The 19,606-nt window shown below is 37.7% G+C and carries 22 protein-coding genes and 1 tRNA gene; 5 read left to right on the top strand and 18 right to left on the bottom strand.

The window, feature by feature from the left end:
* On the bottom strand, positions 1-168 hold a 168-nt coding region (locus LEP1GSC202_RS20460; RefSeq protein WP_015675735.1), incomplete at its 3' end, for a transposase.
* Positions 169-335: 167 nt separating this feature from the next.
* On the opposite strand from LEP1GSC202_RS20460, the gene LEP1GSC202_RS02115 reads away from it, so the two are divergent.
* Positions 336-1,019 (top strand): carbonic anhydrase, encoded by a 684-nt coding sequence (locus LEP1GSC202_RS02115; RefSeq protein ID WP_244147612.1) that lies wholly within the window; start codon positions 336-338, stop codon positions 1,017-1,019.
* Positions 1,020-1,032: 13 nt separating this feature from the next.
* Here LEP1GSC202_RS02115 and LEP1GSC202_RS02110 read toward each other — a convergent pair whose 3' ends face one another.
* The gene (locus LEP1GSC202_RS02110) at positions 1,033-1,425 is read right to left on the bottom strand and encodes a DoxX family membrane protein (RefSeq protein ID WP_015675792.1); all 393 of its coding nucleotides are present in this window, start codon (positions 1,423-1,425) and stop codon (positions 1,033-1,035) included.
* Between the two features lie 205 nt (positions 1,426-1,630).
* Between LEP1GSC202_RS02110 and LEP1GSC202_RS02105 the strand changes: the two genes are divergently transcribed.
* Positions 1,631-2,230 carry a hypothetical protein gene (locus LEP1GSC202_RS02105; protein ID WP_015675915.1) on the top strand — a complete coding sequence of 200 codons (600 nt, stop codon included), beginning with the start codon at positions 1,631-1,633 and terminating at the stop codon, positions 2,228-2,230.
* A 12-nt stretch (positions 2,231-2,242) separates the two neighbouring features.
* Here the strand turns inward: LEP1GSC202_RS02105 and LEP1GSC202_RS19835 are convergent, their stop codons facing one another.
* The 3 genes from LEP1GSC202_RS19835 to LEP1GSC202_RS02095 all read right to left on the bottom strand — a co-directional run bounded on the left by LEP1GSC202_RS19835 (position 2,243) and on the right by LEP1GSC202_RS02095 (position 3,769).
* Positions 2,243-2,536: a hypothetical protein gene (locus tag LEP1GSC202_RS19835; protein ID WP_156825326.1), complete on the bottom strand. Its 294-nt coding sequence runs from the start codon at positions 2,534-2,536 to the stop codon at positions 2,243-2,245.
* A 73-nt stretch (positions 2,537-2,609) separates the two neighbouring features.
* On the bottom strand, positions 2,610-3,473 hold the full coding sequence (locus LEP1GSC202_RS02100; protein ID WP_015675849.1) for an IS3 family transposase: 864 nt from the start codon (positions 3,471-3,473) through the stop codon (positions 2,610-2,612).
* A gap of 17 nt (positions 3,474-3,490) precedes the next feature.
* Positions 3,491-3,769 carry a transposase gene (locus LEP1GSC202_RS02095; protein WP_083929967.1) on the bottom strand — a complete coding sequence of 93 codons (279 nt, stop codon included), beginning with the start codon at positions 3,767-3,769 and terminating at the stop codon, positions 3,491-3,493.
* Between the two features lie 82 nt (positions 3,770-3,851).
* On the opposite strand from LEP1GSC202_RS02095, the gene LEP1GSC202_RS02090 reads away from it, so the two are divergent.
* The gene (locus LEP1GSC202_RS02090) at positions 3,852-4,115 is read left to right on the top strand and encodes a hypothetical protein (protein WP_039927849.1); all 264 of its coding nucleotides are present in this window, start codon (positions 3,852-3,854) and stop codon (positions 4,113-4,115) included.
* Positions 4,116-4,884: 769 nt separating this feature from the next.
* Here the strand turns inward: LEP1GSC202_RS02090 and LEP1GSC202_RS02085 are convergent.
* The gene (locus LEP1GSC202_RS02085; RefSeq protein WP_015675818.1) at positions 4,885-5,364 is read right to left on the bottom strand and encodes an SRPBCC domain-containing protein; all 480 of its coding nucleotides are present in this window, start codon (positions 5,362-5,364) and stop codon (positions 4,885-4,887) included.
* A complete protein-coding gene (locus LEP1GSC202_RS02080; RefSeq protein ID WP_015675944.1) occupies positions 5,361-5,681 on the bottom strand; it encodes an ArsR/SmtB family transcription factor in 321 nt (106 codons plus the stop codon). The genes LEP1GSC202_RS02085 and LEP1GSC202_RS02080 overlap by 4 nt, the downstream gene beginning before the upstream one ends.
* Positions 5,682-6,022: 341 nt before the next feature.
* Between LEP1GSC202_RS02080 and LEP1GSC202_RS02075 the strand changes: the two genes are divergently transcribed.
* On the top strand, positions 6,023-7,489 hold the full coding sequence (locus LEP1GSC202_RS02075; protein ID WP_015675790.1) for a flavin-containing monooxygenase: 1,467 nt from the start codon (positions 6,023-6,025) through the stop codon (positions 7,487-7,489).
* A 67-nt stretch (positions 7,490-7,556) separates the two neighbouring features.
* On the opposite strand, the gene LEP1GSC202_RS02070 is transcribed toward LEP1GSC202_RS02075, so the two are convergent.
* From LEP1GSC202_RS02070 to LEP1GSC202_RS02060, 3 genes are all read right to left on the bottom strand, one after another.
* A complete protein-coding gene (locus LEP1GSC202_RS02070) occupies positions 7,557-8,153 on the bottom strand; it encodes an LBF_2127 family putative lipoprotein (RefSeq protein WP_015675900.1) in 597 nt (198 codons plus the stop codon).
* A gap of 87 nt (positions 8,154-8,240) precedes the next feature.
* Complete coding sequence (locus tag LEP1GSC202_RS02065; RefSeq protein ID WP_015675748.1) at positions 8,241-8,984, bottom strand: L,D-transpeptidase family protein; 744 nt, start codon at positions 8,982-8,984, stop codon at positions 8,241-8,243.
* 21 nt (positions 8,985-9,005) lie between these two features.
* Positions 9,006-9,078 (bottom strand) — tRNA-Asn (locus LEP1GSC202_RS02060).
* A gap of 222 nt (positions 9,079-9,300) precedes the next feature.
* Between LEP1GSC202_RS02060 and LEP1GSC202_RS02055 the strand changes: the two genes are divergently transcribed.
* Complete coding sequence (locus tag LEP1GSC202_RS02055) at positions 9,301-12,924, top strand: vitamin B12-dependent ribonucleotide reductase (protein ID WP_015675916.1); 3,624 nt, start codon at positions 9,301-9,303, stop codon at positions 12,922-12,924.
* A gap of 260 nt (positions 12,925-13,184) precedes the next feature.
* On the opposite strand, the gene gspN is transcribed toward LEP1GSC202_RS02055, so the two are convergent.
* Genes gspN through LEP1GSC202_RS02015 form a run of 8 tightly spaced genes read right to left on the bottom strand, consistent with a single transcriptional unit; the run spans position 13,185 to position 19,605 of the window.
* Positions 13,185-14,147: a type II secretion system protein GspN gene (gspN, locus tag LEP1GSC202_RS02050; protein WP_015675715.1), complete on the bottom strand. Its 963-nt coding sequence runs from the start codon at positions 14,145-14,147 to the stop codon at positions 13,185-13,187.
* A 1-nt stretch (position 14,148) separates the two neighbouring features.
* Positions 14,149-14,673: a hypothetical protein gene (locus tag LEP1GSC202_RS02045; RefSeq protein WP_015675910.1), complete on the bottom strand. Its 525-nt coding sequence runs from the start codon at positions 14,671-14,673 to the stop codon at positions 14,149-14,151.
* Positions 14,673-16,295 carry a cell division protein FtsA gene (pilM, locus tag LEP1GSC202_RS02040; RefSeq protein WP_015675783.1) on the bottom strand — a complete coding sequence of 541 codons (1,623 nt, stop codon included), beginning with the start codon at positions 16,293-16,295 and terminating at the stop codon, positions 14,673-14,675. Before pilM ends, LEP1GSC202_RS02045 begins: the two co-directional genes overlap by 1 nt.
* Before the next feature lie 2 nt (positions 16,296-16,297).
* The gene (locus LEP1GSC202_RS02035) at positions 16,298-17,398 is read right to left on the bottom strand and encodes a type II secretion system minor pseudopilin (protein ID WP_244147611.1); all 1,101 of its coding nucleotides are present in this window, start codon (positions 17,396-17,398) and stop codon (positions 16,298-16,300) included.
* On the bottom strand, positions 17,361-18,032 hold the full coding sequence (locus LEP1GSC202_RS02030; RefSeq protein WP_015675712.1) for a type II secretion system protein GspJ: 672 nt from the start codon (positions 18,030-18,032) through the stop codon (positions 17,361-17,363). The genes LEP1GSC202_RS02035 and LEP1GSC202_RS02030 overlap by 38 nt, the downstream gene beginning before the upstream one ends.
* Positions 18,032-18,577 carry a prepilin-type cleavage/methylation domain-containing protein gene (locus LEP1GSC202_RS02025; RefSeq protein WP_425256005.1) on the bottom strand — a complete coding sequence of 182 codons (546 nt, stop codon included), beginning with the start codon at positions 18,575-18,577 and terminating at the stop codon, positions 18,032-18,034. Before LEP1GSC202_RS02025 ends, LEP1GSC202_RS02030 begins: the two co-directional genes overlap by 1 nt.
* Positions 18,537-19,169: a prepilin-type N-terminal cleavage/methylation domain-containing protein gene (locus tag LEP1GSC202_RS02020; protein ID WP_015675911.1), complete on the bottom strand. Its 633-nt coding sequence runs from the start codon at positions 19,167-19,169 to the stop codon at positions 18,537-18,539. Before LEP1GSC202_RS02020 ends, LEP1GSC202_RS02025 begins: the two co-directional genes overlap by 41 nt.
* Complete coding sequence (locus tag LEP1GSC202_RS02015; protein WP_015675917.1) at positions 19,144-19,605, bottom strand: type II secretion system protein GspG; 462 nt, start codon at positions 19,603-19,605, stop codon at positions 19,144-19,146. Before LEP1GSC202_RS02015 ends, LEP1GSC202_RS02020 begins: the two co-directional genes overlap by 26 nt.
* Position 19,606: the final 1 nt, after the last annotated feature.

Below are 19,606 nucleotides of genomic sequence, written 5' to 3'. Positions count from 1 at the left end.
ATTTTTTGGTATGTCACTTAATTCAAGACCTCCATATTGATTACGCCATCTATACAAAGTTTGCTCTGTAAAACCATATTTTCTTGATAATTCTTTGATCGTAACTCCAGATTCTGCTTCTTTTAGAATTTGGAATATCTTAGGTTCTTCTACTCTTTTCTTCGCCATGCTTTACTCCTATTTATCGGAGGAAAACTAACTTATCAAGTGGTCCAATTTTTGGGGGGCAGGTCACTACCAATTGTAATTTCATCGATCATGATATTTTAGAAATCTTAGAAGAGTTTAAATCAGTCGTATCAATAGAAAAGAACATCCAACTGAATTTGGTTGGTGTGAAAGAAAACTATGAACTAACTGACCAAGTTCAATTTGTAAACATCCTGGACAAAGAAGCACAACAAAAGTTATCGCCTAACGAAATTTTACAATTCCTTAAACGAGGAAACGAACGATTTGTAAAGGGAAAGTGGTCTGAAAAATATTTTAAACACCAAGTAAACGCCACTGCATTTGGACAAAATCCAATCGCGGTTGTCTTATCTTGTATTGATTCTAGGACGAGTCCGGAAATCATTTTTGATGCTGGCCTTGGTGATCTTATATCCATTCGCATAGCGGGCAATATAGTGAACCAAGAAATATTAGGAAGTTTGGAACTATCTTGTGCCAAAATTGGAACAAAACTCATCGTTGTCTTAGGCCATTCCAACTGTGGTGCTGTTTCAAGTGCTATCTATTCACTTAAAGACGGAAATATTGCGAGTATCACAAATAAAATCCAAAAAGCAATCGATGGTTCCGATTCCAATCTTCAAATCAAAAAAGAAGGGAACGAACATATCTTCAATCATGTAGTGAAAGCGAATGTATTGAATTCCATCACAGAAATCCTAGAATCAAGTATCTACTTAAAAGAGCAGGTGGACGCTGGTGCCTTTAAAATTGTTCCTGCCTTTTATGATACATCTTCAGGGGAAGTGCAATTTTTTGAAACTGTCAAAGTTGGCTCACTCTAACAGCATTTTTCACCTAAACTTCGTTCTTGTAAACTGGAACAAATAATGGTTTGAAAGCAGATCGATTGTAATATCCCAAAAATGCGTTGGCAAGGACTACAAAAATACCAATTGGCAATCCATCTTGTGCCAACAACAAATGGACAAAGAAAATATTTATGGTAATCGGCGCGATGATGACGGATGCTAAAGGCACAAAACGTCCAAACAAAAACGCCAAAGCACAGACAAGTTCTGTTAATTTAAGCAAAGTAATGAAATAACCCGAAGCCTTCAATCCTTCGTTGAAAACTTTAAAATTACCTGTTAATTCTGGCTCTTGAACCAAATTAAACAGAACGGCAATGGAAGAAAAAAGAAAAAGAGCACCTAACAAAACTCGAACAATGATATACACAATTTTCATCAATTTCTCCTTCAGATATTGCAAACAAAACCATCATTTCCGTACTAAATCCTGGAAACAATTCACAAATATCTACTGAATCGTAAGGGATTTGCCTTCCATTTCCAACCGCAAAATTTAAAAATTTAATGCAATTTGCTCATTTTTCTTGCTTCCTTGGGCAATATATTCCCAATCCAATGAAATTGATGATTAGGCATAATCGTTGAGAACTTTATATTTTTTATTTCTATCGACCTTATTCTTGTTTGTTTCCTGTCGCTCACCCGAAAGAGATTTAGGTAATACCAAAGAAAAGGAAGGAAAAAGGTCCTCCTTTGCGTTGCAATATGAATTTGACCTTCCTACAAAAGTACTAAAAGTGGGACCCAATTTAGAAATTTCGATCGGGAAATTTGCTCTCAATTCTTTTCAGACATTCGCATCACAGGTATTTGATGTGAGTTCATTCAAAGTGAGAAATGAAAATGATACTATGGAACCTGGGACAATCTTACTGCGAAAAGTTCAGGTCAATCGAACTCTTGTTTTTGAGGAGGGTACAACCAACTTCCATCATGCTTCGTTTGCTTCGATCGTTGAATTTTTGTTAGTGAAAGAATCAGGTGAAACGTTTCGCATTTTAGGTCAGTCAGAACCCATCGAAACAAAAACCATTCCATTTAGTCCAAATGACCAAGAATCAGAAAAAACCATATCTGCAAGCATTCAATCTGCTATCGAAGTGGGACTGAATAAAATCATTGATTCTAAAGTCGATGGGAAACTGGAATCCAACAGGATGATGTTCCAAAAAGGATATTAATTTCCAATGAATTTATTGAATCTGATACTTAGTTGCGCAAGCGAACCCATTTTGAGAAAAAAATACATTATGGAATCGATCGGTGCACTTGGCATCAAATCGATACACTTTTCCTTTGTTTACGTTTCGAACTAGGATAAGTGACTTATAGGCCACAGTAGTTGGATCTGCATTATTTACGTTAGGTTTTGATTCTGTAGTAACATTGGCAACAATATACAATGGTTGTCTAGATCGAATGAAGATTCGAAACAATAGATTCCAAATGCTATCTGGAAGATTTGCAAAGCATGGGAATTCTAACATGACTATTGGAAGTTAGTAAGGAAATTAGAATTAAGATAAAATTGAAGTTTGAAGTTCCTAAGTAAAAATATACTCACGAATAGGCATGAAATTCATTTTCAAATGTAACAGGAGCTTTGTATCCAATTTTAGAATGCAAACGCTTTCTGTTATAAAAAACCTCGATATACTCAAATAGAGAACTTCGAGCCTGTTCTAAGGAATGGAAGTTCTTATGATTTGTAAACTCTCTTTTTAATGTAGCAAAAAAAGATTCAGCAGGAGCATTGTCCCAACAATTTCCTTTTCTACTCATGCTTTGAATAAATCCTTTTGATGTTAGTTGTTCACGAAATTCTCTACTCGCATACTGACTTCCTCTATCGGAATGGATGATAAGTCCTTTACTTGGTTTTTGATTCTCAATAGCATTTTCAAATGCTTTCATAACGAGAGATGTTTTCATATGAGTGTCAACAGCCCATCCAACAATCTTCTTTGTGCATATATCTTTGAATTTACATAGATATAGAAATCCAAACAAATAGGGAATGTAGGTAATATCAGTCACATACACTGTGTTTGGTGTAGAAACGTCAAAGTTTTGTTCAAGCAAGTTTGGACTAATTGTTTCTTCATGATTGGAATCTGTCGTCACAGGAGGCTTGAATTTCCTTGTTGTAATGGCTTTTATCCCATTTTCCCGCATAATTTTAGCCACAGTAGGTAAACTGACTTTGATTCCCCTTGCTTTTAGTTCTTTCTGAACTCTCGGACTTCCATAAGAAAGCAAATCTCCCTTGTGGAATCTTTGAATTTCAGATAAAATCTCTATACTTTTTTGATTTCGAATCAACTTCGACTTTTTCAACCAAGGATAAAATCCCTTGTGTTTAATATCTAATACTTCGGACATCACTTTGATAGAAAACCCACAGGATTCCCTATGTTCTTTCATAAATAGATATTTATCTTCTAAGGACTTAAAGTGATGCCCATTGCCTTTTTTAAAATATCCCTCTGCTGTTTTAAATTTTGAACTTCACGTTCAAGCTCCTGGATCCTCTTGTCTCGAACATCTTGCAGAGATCCATTCTCGGTTTGATTTTGATCTAGTTCCTTTTTCCATCTGCCTAGTATCCCATTAGGGAGTCCTAGTTCTTGGCATACCATATTCTGGGATTTCCCACTTGATATTAAATATTGAACCGATTCCCTCTTAAACTCTGTTGTGTATTGTTTTCTACGCTTCATGGCAACCTCTTGTAGTCGTTTGTTGCCTATTGTCGAGTATATAATCCGTTAGGAACTCCAGTTTTAAAATGGAAGAGCCTTTATGAAAAATAAATATTTTAGGTGGGTTATATTCATAGTTTTACTAAGTATTTCGATTAATTGCAATTTTAAAGAACAATGCAAAATCACCTCTGGTTATGAAAATTATGATGGGTGTGCAATTTTAATTGGCATCTACAATAGCTCATCAGTTGAGGAACAAAAAGAACTACGATTAGATGTACTTTTGGGAGTTTGCCTTTTAACTCACCTTGAACTACAAAAATGTGAAAAAGAATCAATTCGTTGGCCATTGCCTGATTAAGTATTTGTATGCTGATAGGTGATGCTTCGTAATCCAAAACTAACTAACAAACCAATAACAACACTCACAATTGTAGATGATTCAGGTATTGACCATGATGATCGATGTAATTGATGGACGGGTGACGATGTATTCCATGAAATGAAGACTGGATTATAACTTCCTGGAATCGATTCTATTCTTTAAAAGAATATAGAAGGCAATACCAAAGAGAATATATAGGAACCAGTTAATTTGCGTTACAAAATACCATCGGATATACAGTATAGAATAAATGAATCAAAGTGTAACCCATGTGAGTGATCTAATGTGTTACCGATGTGCCTTTCTATACAAACCAAGCAATCACCTAATGTGACATAATACTAATTATGGGAAGTAACTCGCTGCATCACATAAGAATCTACTCGAAACACTAGTCGTTGCATCAACTTAAAATCTACTCCAAATTAGATAAGGAAACGATTCACTCATGTGCAGGTGATGTATGCTATACTTATCATAAAGGATTATAATAAGATCTATCATGTTTCAGGTTTTCAGAGATAATGCATATGAAATTAAAAAAAATAAAAAAGTTTGATTCTCGTCCAAATTGTTGGGGAAACAAGTTTCCATTACTGAAAAGAGATTGTCTTTGCAATCTGTTTGGCAATATTCTTTCTTTACTCTTTTTATGATCATCAGTTACATTCAAAGGATTTAAATGTGATCCATCTAATTTAGAAGAAACGAAGAGATATATCGAAAAATTTAAAACAATCTAAGTTTACATTTTTTCTAAATACTTTTGCAGATTCCCGATATGTTGTTTTCCACCCTCAATCGCACCATATTTTTCATTCACTCTTTCTAATTCGTGTTTAGATGAGAAAATTTGTATCATCGTAAGGTTTGTACCATTACCAGATTTTTCAAAAACAATATCCGACTGAAAATTTACATCTTCATCTCCTTCCCCATCACCTACATGTTGATAGGTTATCAATCGCGGTATTACAATATTTAGGAATTGGATTTTATTTTTATAATCTTGGCCATCCGGTCCATGCATAATGAATTCAAAAAATCCTCCTTTTCTAAAATCAAAAGAAATCACGGAAAGAGTAAAACCATCTGGACCCCACCATTCCTTTAGGTGTTTCGGATCAGACCAAACTTCAAATAACAAATCTGGTGAAACATCAAAATACTTTTGATATGTTACTTTGTTTTCTGAAATACCTGTTATGATTTGTGATGGACTCATATTTTTTTTCCCTTCTTTAATTTTAATGCATATCGTTCAAGTCGGTTCAATCGTTTGCTCCAGTCTTCCTTCACTTTTAAAATCAATTCTTCCATTTCAGAGAAACCATCCATATTGACAGAATAGATCCTTTTTTGAGCTTCTTTTTTAACATTTAGTAATCTTAATTCCCTTAATAACTGTAAGTGTTGGGAGATTGCAGGAGCACTGATTGTAAAGTGTTTGGAAATGGAAGTGGAAGTCATTTCTCCATTTTTGGCAATTAGAAGTACAATTTCTCGCCTTGTATCATCACCCAAAGCTAAAAAACTATTCATATAATATATAATTAAGCATCTACTTAATTAAGTCAAGGCTTAATTAAGAATTTATTTAATTAACAAGATACCAAATCCCAAATATATTTACTATGTTTCGGTGGCAGGAAATGCCATTCTTTTGAAGGAAACCTTTGAACATGTATTCAAATCGTTCCTAGATGAAGATTGGTTTTAGAATGAGTCTGATTACAAAAATTGAAACCAAATTTCCTTTTTTACCTCATTTATGTTTTTTTAGTTGCAAATGTACTTTCATTGGATTTCATTTTCTTCCAAAGATTAAAAACGGAACATTGTTCAACTCAATGAATTTCGGTGTTTGATGCATGAGGAACGGAATGACAAAACAGACGGTACGAGATCCAAAAGTTGTGATCATCGGTGCGGGTATGACAGGAATCCTACTCGCCATTGAATTGGAGAGAATTGGCGTAAAAGACATTACAATACTGGAGAAGAAAAATGATTTGGGCGGAACTTGGAGAGAAAATACCTACCCAGGTGTTGCCTGTGATATCCCTGCCCATATGTATACCTATAGTTTTGCACCGAATCCTGAATGGAGCCATAGGTTTGCCCATGGAAACGAAATCCATACCTATTTTAAACGAGTGAGTGATGAGTATAAGGTCACTCCCAAAATCCACTTCAATGAAGCTGTGGTAGAAGCACATTATCAAAATGGAAAATGGACCACAAAAACTTCAAAAGGTCAAACATACGTATCCGATTTTCTGATTTCTGCAACAGGAATCTTACACCATCCTGCAAAACCAAATATACCCGGACTCGATTCCTTCAAAGGAAAGTGTTTTCATACAGCAGAATGGGACCATTCCGTATCTTTGGAAGGAAAACGAATTGGTGTGATTGGAACAGGATCCACAGCGGCACAAGTGATTCCAGAAATGATCAAAATAGGTAAAAAAGTTTCCGTTTTCCAAAGGACACCACAATGGATTGTGAAAGTACCCGATACCATCTATACAGAAGAAGACAAAAGAAAATGGAGAAAGGAACCGAACGTATTAAAACGTTTTCATAAATGGTATACGTTTGCCGTCGAACAAACGTTTTCTAAGGCAGTGATTGGAAAAAAAATTCCACATTTACTTATGAGTTTTTTGTGCAAACGAAATTTGCGAACTTCCGTCAAAGATCCTATCTTACGCCAAAAACTAACACCGAATTATCGGGTTGGTTGCAAACGAGTCATTGTAAATTCAACCTTTTATGATGCCATTCAAAAACCAAACGCGGATTTGGTGACAGAAGGAATTGAGAGGATCACAGACAATGGAGTCATCACAAAGGACGGCAAATTGCATGAATTAGATGTATTAATTCTTGCAACAGGTTTCCATCCATTTCATTTTATGCGACCTATGGATTTAAGAGGGGAAAATGGAATTTCGATTGAAACTGTTTGGAAAAAGAAAGTACAGGCTTATCGATCTCTATTCATCCCCCATTTTCCCAATTTTGTTTTGATGTTGGGTCCAAACACACCGATTGGAAATTTTTCTGTCATTGCGATGAGTGAAGTGCAAACGAAATATGTACTAAAAATTATAAATGACTGGCGAAATGGTAAATTCGATGTGATAGATGCCAAAGAAGAAGCCTTACAACGATTTGCTGCTTACTTAAAGAAGGGAATGGCTGGTACGGTGTGGCTCGGTGGTTGCCAAAGTTGGTATTTAGACCCAGATGGTGACCCAGCGATGTGGCCATACACTTGGAGCAGATGGGAAAAGGAAATGAAAACTCCAGACTACCAGGACTTTCATCTCACCACAACGTAAACTTTTTTAAAATCCTAAACAACATCTTTGCCGGTATCCAATCAAATGGTACCGGCTTTTTTGTATTTTAATTTTGTGTGGATAACAACTTCCCTTCGATATCTCGTAAGGTTCTATCCATGACTTGTAAATTAGTAGATTCAATCATTTTTTCAACGTTCCCCGTTCTAAAGAATCCATAAATTTCGACAGTCAAATCAGCTTCTTCTAAAATTGTATTGGTTGCGATGAGTTTTGCGCCTTTATAAAGAGTATACTCACATTGGACTTTGTAGGATGTTTCTCGTATTTGCACAGGCCAATACGCAACCATTGGGTAGATAGCAGGCCATGTCCACCAGTAGTTATAAGTATCCGAATACTTAGGTGTAATCGTAATGTCTAACGCGTAATCATCAGGTGTTATTTTGGAATTATTGTCGGGCACAGAAACCTTACTAAAGATCCGAGCTGATTTAAGATATTCAATGAATACGGGCTTCCACCCATTGACAAAACCTAAGCGATCATAGGTAATGATATCAAACTTCCCAATGTAAACCTGATTAGGGTACTTGGCAATGGATGAAACAGAATCTTGTTTGGATGGAGGAATTTGTTTGATATCGACTTGGCAATTGAGAACCAAGAACAAAAAGAGAAAACCAAAAATAAAGTTACGCATATTGTTTGTTATTCTAGTTGAACTAACAATTGTCAAGTTTATATCGATCGATCGTTTCGGAATTTCCGATAGATAGGAAGTTCATTTTTAAAGATCATCTTCTTCGGATATAATGAGAAATGGATTTTTATTTCCATCCAACAAGTTTGTAATTTGAACCAAGGAATTTTTATCGATCCCAACACAACCTGAGGTAGGATTCGATTCTTTCCAAGGGTGAAGGAAAATCATACTCCCCATTCCTGGAATGCTTGGATTTGTATTGTGTTCTATTACTAAAAAAAGTTCATAAATATCTGAATTCCATAATGGATGGGCACCCTTTTCTTTCTTTTGAACCAATTGGTTATAATGTTTGGAATTGGAGTTGTCATTCCAATAATGGTTTTTTGAAATTTGAGTGTATTCTAAAGTACGAATAGACCGTTTTTCTTTTCCAAGTATCCTTTTGATCGGAAAATAACCCAAAGGTGTGAATCCATCCCCTTCTCGTTTTAAATTGGATGGGATTAAACCACTGCGGCCAAACCATACGGGGATACTTTCAATTTTGGATTCCCATTGGCCTAAAACCATTTCAAAAAGGTACAACTTTCCGACGGTTTGCCCAGGTTTTCCAAGTATTAGGACCACCTGTTCCGATTGGAAAAACTCTTTGGGAAAGGGATTTTCTGTTTGGTGGTTGGCAGGTGATGCCTTATTTTGGAAAAAAAACGGAGAAAAACCAAGGAAAAATGTGATGATTCCTAGAGTTTGGCACAGAAATTTTAGGGAAATGGTATACTTTGAGGGGAAATTGGGAGGTTTTTGCGAAATGGTGAAGGATTCCAAGTGCGTTTCTTTAGAAGACCGCTCCCCCTGCTGGGCTCGAACCAGCGACCCAATGATTAACAGTCATTTGCTCTACCGACTGAGCTAAAGGGGAATCTCGAATCTGTGACCATGCTACGGAAAAAGCCTGCTAGGTCAACGAAAAAATTATGTCATAGCGACGAGAAAATTTGAAAAAATTCTAAAATTTCCGATCGCTTAGGCTGAAAAAATGGATGTTTCCAACTAAAGATTCCTTCATTGTGACATAATCCTCTCCGTTCCTAGTAGAGGAAAAAATAGAAATTTTATATGTTGTTTGAGATGGGGTTCTTGCATGAAGATTGAGAGGCATTTTACCAAAGGGAACAAGGGTTTATACCCGAATTTGACATGGGTTCGTAAGGACTCAAAAATTACCAATACTGATGGTTCCGTTGTGTTTGAAGCAAACGGCGTCGAAGTTCCTGATTTTTGGTCGCAAGTTGCTACCGATATCCTTGCACAGAAGTACTTCCGTCGGAAAGGTGTTCCGAAGTACATAAAAAAAGTAGCAGAAAAAGGAATCCCTGAATGGTTACAACGTTCTGTTCCTGATGATGAAAAACTCATCGCCCTCAATCCAGAAGATCGTTATGTCGGAGAATCTGACTCCAAACAAGTATTCCACCGTTTAGCGGGATGTTGGACCTATTGGGGTTATAAATACGGGTATTTTTCTGATGAAGATAGTGCTCGCGTTTTCTATGAAGAAGTCATCTTTATGCTCGCAAGCCAAATGGCTGCTCCGAACTCTCCGCAATGGTTCAATACGGGCCTCCACTGGGCGTATGGAATTGATGGAAAATCGCAAGGTCATTATTACGTCGATCCTAAATCAGGAAAATTAGTAAGATCCGCCTCTTCTTACGAGCACCCACAACCTCATGCATGTTTCATTCAATCTGTGGATGATGATTTGGTCAATGAAGGTGGGATCATGGACCTTTGGGTCAGAGAAGCTCGCCTCTTTAAATACGGTTCTGGAACAGGAACCAATTTTTCAAACCTTCGGGCAGCCAATGAATCCCTCTCTGGTGGTGGAAAGAGTTCAGGGCTTATGTCCTTTCTTAAAATCGGGGACCGAGCTGCAGGAGCAATTAAGTCCGGCGGAACCACTCGTCGTGCTGCAAAGATGGTTTGTCTCGATATGGACCATCCGGACATCGAAGAATTTATCGATTGGAAAGTCCAAGAAGAGAAAAAAGTAGCATCTCTTGTCACTGGATCCATTCTCAATAACAGACTATTAAACGATATTATGACCGCTTGCTCTTCCGCCAAACAAACGCTTGGTGAAGAAAAGGCATACGATCCGGCAGCCAACGTGGATCTCAAAAAAGCGATCCAAAAAGCAAGGAAAGCTTTCGTTCCAGACAACTACATCAAACGAGTGATCGACTTATCCAAACAAGGATACAAAGACCTACTTTTTGAAGAACTCACAACTGATTGGCAATCAGAAGCATACAATACAGTCTCTGGACAAAATTCCAATAACTCGGTCCGAATCACAAATGAGTTTATGGAAGCAGTGGAAAAAGACCTCCCCTTCCACCTCATCAATCGTACAGAAAAGGAAAAAGCTCGTAAAGAAGGTCGTGAACCAAAAGCAGCAAAAACTTTAAGAGCTCGTGACCTTTGGGAACGGATTGCAAACGCAGCTTGGAACTCAGCCGACCCAGGAACACAATACCATAGCACCATCAACGAATGGCATACTTGTCCAGAAGACGGTGCGATCAACGCATCAAATCCATGTTCTGAATACATGTTCCTTGACAATACGGCATGTAACTTGGCTTCTGCGAACCTTGTCAAATTTCTAAAAGAAGATGGAACCTTTGATGTAGAGGGTTATCGATACCTCAACAAAATTTGGACCATCATCCTTGAAATTTCGGTTCTTATGGCACAGTTCCCTTCCAAAGAAATTGCGGAATTGTCTTACAAGTTTAGAACCTTAGGTCTTGGGTATGCAAACCTTGGTTCCCTTCTTATGATCATGGGAATCCCCTATGATTCACAAGAAGCAATGGCTGTTACTGGTGCCATTTCTTCCATCATGCACATGACTGCTTATGCAACTTCTGCAGAGATGGCAAAAGAACTTGGACCATTCGCTGGTTACGAAAAGAACAAAGAACACATGTTACGTGTGATGCGTAACCATAGACGTGCCGCTTACAATGCACCAAAAGAAGAATACGAAGGATTAACCATCACTCCAGTGGGAATCAATCCTTCTTTTTTACCTTCTTACTTACTTGAAGCAGCAAAAGAAGATTCTGACAGAGCATTGGAACTTGGTGAGCAGTATGGTTACCGCAATGCACAAGTAACTGTGATCGCACCAACTGGAACCATCGGTTTGGTTATGGATTGTGACACCACAGGAATTGAACCTGACTTTGCACTAGTGAAATATAAAAAATTGGCAGGTGGTGGTTACTTTAAAATCATCAACCAATCAGTTCCAGCGGCTCTAAAAAAACTAGGTTACAGCCAAGCAGAACTAGATGCCATCGTGAATTACTGTAAGGGCCATGCAACATTCAATGGAGCACCTGGTGTCAATACAGCACGTTTAAAAGAAAAAGGTTTCACAGAAGATGTATTGGAAAAATTAGAAAAACAACTTCCTTTCGTTTTCGACATCCAATTTGCCTTCAACAAATTCACATTAGGTGAAGATTTCCTTGCCAAAACGTTAGGTATCGATCCTTCCTTATACAACTCAATGGGATTCAATTTACTTGAGACATTGGGATTTACGGCAGATGAAATTGCACAAGCAAATGACTATGTTTGCGGAACAATGACCATCGAAAACGCTCCTTTTATCAAAGAGAAGGATCTTCCAGTTTTTGATTGTGCGAACAAATGTGGTAAATATGGAAAACGGTTTTTATCTTATCAATCACACATTCGAATCATGGCAGCGGCTCAACCATTTATTTCGGGTGCAATTTCCAAAACGATCAACCTTCCAGAAGAGGCAACCATTGAGGATGTAAAAAATGCATACCTCATGTCCTGGAAAGTGATGATCAAAGCAAACGCTCTCTACCGAGACGGATCAAAACTTTCACAACCACTTAACTCCGTATTCCAGTTGTTAAGTGCTGTAGGTGAAGAGGAAGAAGAACTACAAACTTCTTCCGCTCCGAAAACGGTAACAGAAGTAGCAGAAAAACTAGTGTATAAATACATTTCGGAAAGAAGGAAACTCCCTCACCGACGTGCAGGATATACGCAAAAAGCGATGGTGGGTGGTCACAAAGTATACCTCCGAACAGGAGAATACGAAGATGGCCAACTAGGCGAAATCTTTATCGATATGCACAAAGAAGGTGCGGCTTTCCGTTCTCTTATGAATGCATTTGCGATAGCAGTTTCGCTTGGTTTACAACACGGTGTTCCTTTGGAAGAATTTGTAGAAGCATTTACCTTCTTCAAATTTGAACCAAATGGAATGGTGTCTGGCAACCCACACATTAAAATGTCTACTTCTGTGATTGACTACATCTTCAGAGAACTTGCGATCACTTATCTTGGTCGATACGACTTGGCACAAGTATCACCAGAAGACTTAAGAACGGACGAAGTGGGAAGAAAAGCGGAACCTGCGAGAGAGACAGTGGGAAAGTCGGAAAGTAACACGATTCGCACTCCTCTACCAGTGAATGCGATTTCCATGAAATCGGTTCTGGAAGACAAACAAGAAGTAGCGGCTGTTGCGGGTCAAACCCCACAACCAACACAAGCCCAGTCAGCAGCAGCTACACTCAAAATCATCGCGGAAGCAAGGACCAAAGGGTATACAGGAGACTCCTGTACAGAATGTGGATCCTTCCAAATGGTGAGAAATGGAGCTTGCCTCAAGTGTATCTCTTGTGGTTCCACAACAGGTTGTTCGTAACAAAATCAAAGTCCCTCTCGTAGGATTTAAAATGCGAGAGGGAATGAAGACGTATCTCTCGATTCTTTAAATCTAGAAAGTGTCAGATGTCAAAAAGACCGCAGATTGCGGTCTTTTTTATTTGATGACCCATCCATTTGTTAAAACGATAGAAAAAATCAAGTTTTGGAATGATTCAATTTCCTTGATAGGATAACCAGTCCAATCGAAAAAAAACGCAATGAAAACCTCTGAAAAGAGTTTGAATTTACGAGAATTTTTTAAGGAGTCGGTGCGGGTTCAATCGAACCTTCCTCCGTTTTTGTTGCACTACCACCTAACTGATTTAAGTTGGGAAGATCCACTTTGGGAGAAGAAAATGTCCCCCGCACTGGTATACAGGTTTTCCCAGCTTCTTGAGGCAAAAGAGCTACCATACTGACTAAATCTTGCCTTTCCGCAGCAAATTTATCTGTAAATGTAAAACAAACTTTGAGATCCAATTGTGAAAATGAAATTGTATCGGACAAACGAACCACACCTTGGAATTGGAATTTTGCAATATTTGAATCTAGGTTTCCCCTTTCGATGAGTAGTTTTCCAGATCGAATTTTAAACAGTAAATTGGCTCTTTTGATATCAGTACCTTTTAAACTTCCTAAAAATGGAATGTCCATCGACTCTTTGATTTTTCCACCAGAGAGAGTAATTTCCCCTTCTCCATTCCATTTTGTGATTTTTTCGTCTAACGGTGACAGGCGAATGGGCAAATCCAATGTTTGGATTCCAAATGATAGGTCACTGCCTTCAAAACTAAAATAACCTACATTCACATCCCCTTCCAATCGAGATTGCAAAAGTCCAAATAGTGAAATTCCAAGACTCACCTCTTCCGCTTTGAGTGCAGTCCCGGTCGGTAAACTCACAACAAAACTATCAAAAGATTTACGTCCAATCATTGGAAAATGAATTTCCTTTGCATCCATAAAGATGCCGGTTTCTTTTCCCGTTTTGATCAACATGGAACGAACAATTTCATTGAGAGGAAATATAAAAATTGTAAAAATTAGAAATGAAACCAAGGAAATGGCGATTAAAGTAAAAATTTGTTTTCGGTTGACTTTAGAATGTTCTTCATCTGCCTCCTCATCAAAAAAATCACCATCTTCCTCTAAAAGTGATTCCTGAACGGCTACATCTTCTTCTAAATCAAAATTTTCTTCAAATTCGTTTTCTTTTGCCATTTTATTTACCTTTCGACAAACGACTGTAAGACGATACTTTCAGGTTCACATCGTAAATTTCTTTTTCTGCAAACGGTTTTCGAAAGCTAAGCAAATCTACTTTTGCTTGGATTTGTTTGTTTTTTTCAATATCGTAAACAAGTTTTATGATATCTTGTAATAATACAGACCGAAACGAAACATCAATTGTGATTTTGTTGTAGTCCTTTTGGATGACATTGCTTGTATCCTTCATCGTTTGGACTTTGTCCTTTAGATTGTACCGAACCAAGATTTGGTCGAGTTTGGAATACATCACACTTACATCTTCTTCACTTCCCCCAGACTGCAATCCACGCAAATAATTATATTCACGGATCACTCGGTCAAGTTCACCCGCCTGAGACCTTGTTTCAAAGATCTCATCAGAAAGCCTATTTCTAAGATCAGATAATAAAGTCAAAATGGTATAAAGGCCAAGTAAAGACACAAAACTGATAAGTCCAATGACAAGGACTCGTTCTCTATCGTTCAATCGATCAAACATTAGGGTTCATCCTTAGGTGTCACAACATCCATTTTGATTTTAAAACTAACTTTGAACTTATTCACTCCCGTGATCAGACGTTTGTTTTGGATTTGAATGTTCGTAAATTTTTCTGATTTTTCTAAAGCAGATTGGATGGTTCCAATTTCACCAAACTCGTTTACCCTTCCGTAAATCTGAATTTCCTTTTCTTCAAAATTGAACTGATCCAAAATAAACGGTAAAACTTCTGGTGATGGAAACTGTTCCGTTGCTTCATTTAAGACATCCAATACACTTTCTTGGGATAAAAACAAACGATAGATTTCCGTTTTTTTCCGTTCTGCTTTGAGTTTCTTAGTAGCGGCATCCAGTGGATCTTCGTCTTCTCCTAATTCACCACCAATCCCATTTTTATATTTCTCTATTAATATCTGTTTGCCTGCGGCAATTTTACGTTTGTCTAAAACAATACCAATGATAAAAACGCCAAACAATAGGATCAGTGATATACTGACCAAAATGATATGTGGTTTGAAGGCAGAGAGTTTGAATCTATTTGTGTGGATTTTTTTGGCAAAACCTGTTTCTAAAAAATTCACTTTGTGGCGTGATTCAAAATGGACCCCTGTTGCCACAGCAGTTACAAAACTTGGATCATTGATTCCTAAAAATTCATAACGTCCTGTTTTCGTTCCCAACTTCTCTTCAAAATAAGCAGTTAAACCTGGATAGAGACTTGCACCACCAGATAATAAAATCAGTGTTGGCCTTTCCTTTTCAGGAAGTGAGAAAATACTATTTTCCACTTCATGGATGATTTGGTCTAGTTTAGCCAAAATGAATTTGCGAAGGGATTTTAGTTGGCTCGAATTGATATGAAAATGGTTTAAAAATTTTGTTTCATCCGCTTTGTCTATGGTATCAAATAAAAATCCAACAGGAAGTGATTCTTTGACAAGTCTTGCCTCCTCCATATCGATTTTCAAAAGATTTGAAATCTCAAGTGTGACTTCTTCCCCACCAATATAAATTTGGCGTGTGTGTCTTAATTTGCCTTCATGTAATACATTTAGAATGCTATACCGACCACCTAAATCAAGTTGCAAGATGGAACTATCTGCTATTAATAATGGGTAATTCTTATTGATAAGAGATGAAAGGACATAGGAATCTAAAGAAAGGCAACTTAAAGTCAAATCACCTTTGGCAAATGGTTTTAGAGCACGAAATAATTCGGAATGGTGGACATTAAATGTAATCACTTCCGAGTTTTCTTTCCCCGTCCTCCATGTTTTGCCAATGACTTCTAGTTCCTCCATTGGATAAGGAACTAAATTTTCAACTTCAAAAGGCAATACTTCTTGGATGGCTTTTTCTGAAACGAGAGGAACTGTTAAGTCCCTAACAAATAAATTATGAATTCCTAAATTGAGTAAAAATCGATTTTCTTCAGGAAAAAAACTTTGGATAAAACGAATGATATTATATTCAAAAGGATCTCCTTCATTTTCATCCAGTTCCACAACAGGTAAACTTTCCGTACGAAGGATCACAACTTTGCCTAAAACTTTTTTGAATAATACACCTTTTAGAAAAGTAGCGCCGTAGTCGATTGCAAGGTATTGGTCAAATGATAACATAATTAATCTTCAGTATAGTATAACATCTGGTTGTTGGTAAGATCAAATAATCCTGTTACCTTACGAACCACTTTATCCTTTATAATTCCAACCCCTGTAATTTTGTAAACTTCGCCTTTGGTTTTGATCCGTCCGCCAGAAACATCCGTTCCTTCACCCGCAAGCTCCTTAAAGAGAGTCAGGTCACCCGTGGTTTTCACTTGGAACTCCGGTTCTGTCTCCAGATCTTTCAATTCTTTAATATAGCCTCCTTTCTGCAACTTGAGTTTCAAAATTTTCATGGCGGCTTGTTTGGTCATAAAATCGGATAAGGAAATGAGGACAAAATATGGGGCTGTATTGATGTTGATCCGGTCGTCATAGGAATCACCCGCTGGCAGGTATGCTGTGATATTATTGGAGAGCACATAATCTTTATCGGAACGAAGGGCTCTTTCCTCTTCTGTCATAAAGTCTTTCGAATTATTTTTGTCGTAATCCTTCGGTTTTAAACTCTCATAAACGGTCGCTCGATCAAATCCCTTTACATTTAATAATTCCGAGAGGGAATAAAAAGGTGCATTTTTGATCTTTCGGGGTGGACTCAAACGGCCATAGTAATACTGTTCCGCTCCTCCTCCAGTTTCCTGATGGTTTTCATCGATCCAATCCAAAATCGGAAAAATCATCTCTCGTTTGAGACCAAACTGGTAAAACAATCTTGTGACCATTTCAATTGTTCTTTGGTTCGGTTGGTCATCATAAATTTTCACAAGGGAGTTGATATTGATTTTCCCATCTTCAGGACTCATCGTGTAATAGATCACACCGCCACCGAGGGGAATGGGTGGTGGGTCCATGGCAAGTCCGGACTGGTACAATACTTCTTCTGGGATTTTTTTTAAAGCACCAATCGCACCCATAAATCCTGCTTTCGCTAACATATGAGCTCTAAAACCATCTGCCTGTGCTTTTGCCACACTGTATTCTGTCGCCGCATCCTCAAAAAATTTCGACGCTGTGAAAAGAGATGCAGTACCGATAGCCATCACAAGCAAATAGACCATAAATCCTTGTTTGGATCTTTTATTTGAAAAGAATGACTGGATGCGCAAGAGATTCATATTTAACAAAGGCACTCCCCACTAAAGATATAATTTCAAACCGAATGAGTCTTGGAATTTTTTTGGTGGTTCTAGAATTCCAATCATCTACCCATTTATCTCCCCGTTCCGAATATTTCATCTGAAAACTTTTTACATTTTCAAGTAACACATGTTCGACTCCCCCTTGGGTTGGGAATGTATCCACCATTTCATCTTCTCTTCTAATCAAATAGGAGAGTCCATCGAGTTTTGGATTGGGCATCTTTCGGAGGTAAAACGATACCTCCCGCACCGATGCTTGTCCTTCCTCTTCGGAATTAGGATTTGAAGTTGCAAAAACGATTCGGTCATTCCTTGTACCGGTCACTCCTTCCTGTTTTCCTACAAATAAAATTCGTTTTTGATTATCGATAAAATAAGCGCGGGATAAAGTACCACGGATATTCTCCATCGCATACAAAATATCCTTTCGGTTTGCCCCCTTATTCGAAGCTCCTTTTTTGGAAATTTTATTGGCAGTATAAAAAACAGAAAAAATTCCTGTAAAGATAACGGCCATGATCATCACGACGATCGAAATCTCTACCAAGGTAAAACCTTTGCGTAACTTTAAATGGTTTTGTTTCGCTGAAATAAGACCAAAAACCTTCATTAGTATTTCGTGCTCCTAAAGGTCTCTACGGTATATGTTTGTTTTTTATTACCATCCATATAAAAAATGGACACTTTCACTCGGAATACTTTTAACACTCCACCCGTTTCAAAACTTTTTTTTTGGCCTCTTTTTTTCATCAGGTCACTGAGTCCCACATCTTTGTCACCTAACATATCTTTTGGGGCCTTTTTTCGTAGTTCTTCTGCATTGGGACCACCTGCAAGTTTCAACAAATCCATTTCCTCTTCTTTGATTTCTGTTTCAAAGGTATAACCTGGAAATGCATCTATGGAACCTTTCGAAGTATCGGTTTGCATGGTGGTGGAAGAATCTACTTGTGCCATCTTAATTTTTGCCAAATGGACTGCATTGGAAAGCAAAACTGCTTTTTTTTGGTAAGCAATTCCTTCGGCAATCATAGAATAGGTGTAGGTCATCACCATTGCTGCCATCGCCATTGCGATAGTGACTTCAAATAAAGTAAACGCTGACTTAAAAGGTTTAACGAGGTTGTGTTTTTGCATTGGGATCAATTTGTTCATCTCGTTCATCAAGTCCGTACGACACTTTTGAAATCGGGTTTGATTCAGGTTCCGGGAAATATTCCGTTTTATGGATTTTGACTTTTCCCCCATACCGATAGATTTGAAGTGTTCTTTTGATTTCTGTATCAGAGCCTATGTATAAAAATAAATCAGTTGTGGTTCCTTGCGGAGTGAAAACAATTCGAATTTTTCCTTCATTTCGAGGTTTGCCACCTAAGTCGCGTACGCTGACAATTTTAGAATAAAAAGGAAGGGTAACCTTTTTTAAAATCGGTTCTTCTTCCAATCCAGATTCTTCTCGTTTCAGTAAAAAAAACTGGTATTCCCTTTTTTCAAAATCATATTCGAATAGGACTGCTTGGTTTGTGAGTTGGGCTTTGTTGTATCCAAATTTAAACGACTCTTGTAATTTAACAGAGATATCTTCGGTCGAAGGTATAATGAGATTACGAAGGGACCCACCAACGATCACCATAATGAGCCCTAAAATAGAAATGACAACGACGATCTCAATCAGAGTGAGACCGTCGCGGATTCGTCGTTTCCTAAGAGGAAATTCTTTTTTAGCGGAAAGCGGCTGGGTAATCATCAGGAGAGAGGATGTTAAAATCTTTGTTTTTTCCATCTCCACCTTCTTTCTTATCTTCACCAAGAGTTACGATTTGAGGGACAGCTCCTTCAAATTTTAACACATACGGAGTTTTCCAAGGGTCTTTCAAAACAGCTTTTTCCCGAATGATAGGCTCATAATCATCCCCTATTTTGTCATCGTCTGGTTTTTCGATTAACGCTTGTAAACCTTGTTCCTCGGATGGGTATTTGTCATAAACTTCCAAATATCGTTCCAATGCAGTTTTCAAAACAGCACTGTCATTTTTCAGTTTCAATTTTTTTTCACCTTCACCGCGGTTACCGATACTTGAGTAAAGAATGGCCATAAGCGAACCCAAAATGAGCATCACCACTGTGATCTCGATTAGAGTGAGTCCCTCACGGACCTTTCTGTTTTTTCCTTTCATTTTCATA

The sequence above is a fragment of the Leptospira yanagawae serovar Saopaulo str. Sao Paulo = ATCC 700523 genome, assembly GCF_000332475.2.
In the GTDB taxonomy this organism is placed as follows: Bacteria; Spirochaetota; Leptospiria; order Leptospirales; family Leptospiraceae; genus Leptospira_A; species Leptospira_A yanagawae.
The sequence above is the reverse complement of the archived record's forward strand: the minus strand, read 5'-3'. Positions and strand labels throughout refer to the sequence as shown.

Bases quoted from the DNA above. Each gene is read 5' to 3' on its own strand.
- LEP1GSC202_RS02110 (WP_015675792.1), bottom strand. From the start codon at position 1,425: ATGAAAATTGTGTATATCATTGTTCGAGTTTTGTTAGGTGCTCTTTTT.
- LEP1GSC202_RS19835 (WP_156825326.1), bottom strand. From the start codon at position 2,536: ATGTTAGAATTCCCATGCTTTGCAAATCTTCCAGATAGCATTTGGAAT.
- LEP1GSC202_RS02100 (WP_015675849.1), bottom strand. From the start codon at position 3,473: ATGAAAGAACATAGGGAATCCTGTGGGTTTTCTATCAAAGTGATGTCC.
- LEP1GSC202_RS02095 (WP_083929967.1), bottom strand. From the start codon at position 3,769: ATGAAGCGTAGAAAACAATACACAACAGAGTTTAAGAGGGAATCGGTT.
- LEP1GSC202_RS02090 (WP_039927849.1), top strand. From the start codon at position 3,852: ATGAAAAATAAATATTTTAGGTGGGTTATATTCATAGTTTTACTAAGT.
- LEP1GSC202_RS02085 (WP_015675818.1), bottom strand. From the start codon at position 5,364: ATGAGTCCATCACAAATCATAACAGGTATTTCAGAAAACAAAGTAACA.
- LEP1GSC202_RS02080 (WP_015675944.1), bottom strand. From the start codon at position 5,681: ATGAATAGTTTTTTAGCTTTGGGTGATGATACAAGGCGAGAAATTGTA.
- LEP1GSC202_RS02075 (WP_015675790.1), top strand. From the start codon at position 6,023: ATGACAAAACAGACGGTACGAGATCCAAAAGTTGTGATCATCGGTGCG.
- LEP1GSC202_RS02070 (WP_015675900.1), bottom strand. From the start codon at position 8,153: ATGCGTAACTTTATTTTTGGTTTTCTCTTTTTGTTCTTGGTTCTCAAT.
- LEP1GSC202_RS02055 (WP_015675916.1), top strand. From the start codon at position 9,301: ATGAAGATTGAGAGGCATTTTACCAAAGGGAACAAGGGTTTATACCCG.
- gspN (WP_015675715.1), bottom strand. From the start codon at position 14,147: ATGGCAAAAGAAAACGAATTTGAAGAAAATTTTGATTTAGAAGAAGAT.
- LEP1GSC202_RS02045 (WP_015675910.1), bottom strand. From the start codon at position 14,673: ATGTTTGATCGATTGAACGATAGAGAACGAGTCCTTGTCATTGGACTT.
- pilM (WP_015675783.1), bottom strand. From the start codon at position 16,295: ATGTTATCATTTGACCAATACCTTGCAATCGACTACGGCGCTACTTTT.
- LEP1GSC202_RS02035 (WP_244147611.1), bottom strand. From the start codon at position 17,398: ATGAATCTCTTGCGCATCCAGTCATTCTTTTCAAATAAAAGATCCAAA.
- LEP1GSC202_RS02030 (WP_015675712.1), bottom strand. From the start codon at position 18,032: ATGAAGGTTTTTGGTCTTATTTCAGCGAAACAAAACCATTTAAAGTTA.
- LEP1GSC202_RS02025 (WP_425256005.1), bottom strand. From the start codon at position 18,577: ATGAACAAATTGATCCCAATGCAAAAACACAACCTCGTTAAACCTTTT.
- LEP1GSC202_RS02020 (WP_015675911.1), bottom strand. From the start codon at position 19,169: ATGATTACCCAGCCGCTTTCCGCTAAAAAAGAATTTCCTCTTAGGAAA.
- LEP1GSC202_RS02015 (WP_015675917.1), bottom strand. From the start codon at position 19,605: ATGAAAATGAAAGGAAAAAACAGAAAGGTCCGTGAGGGACTCACTCTA.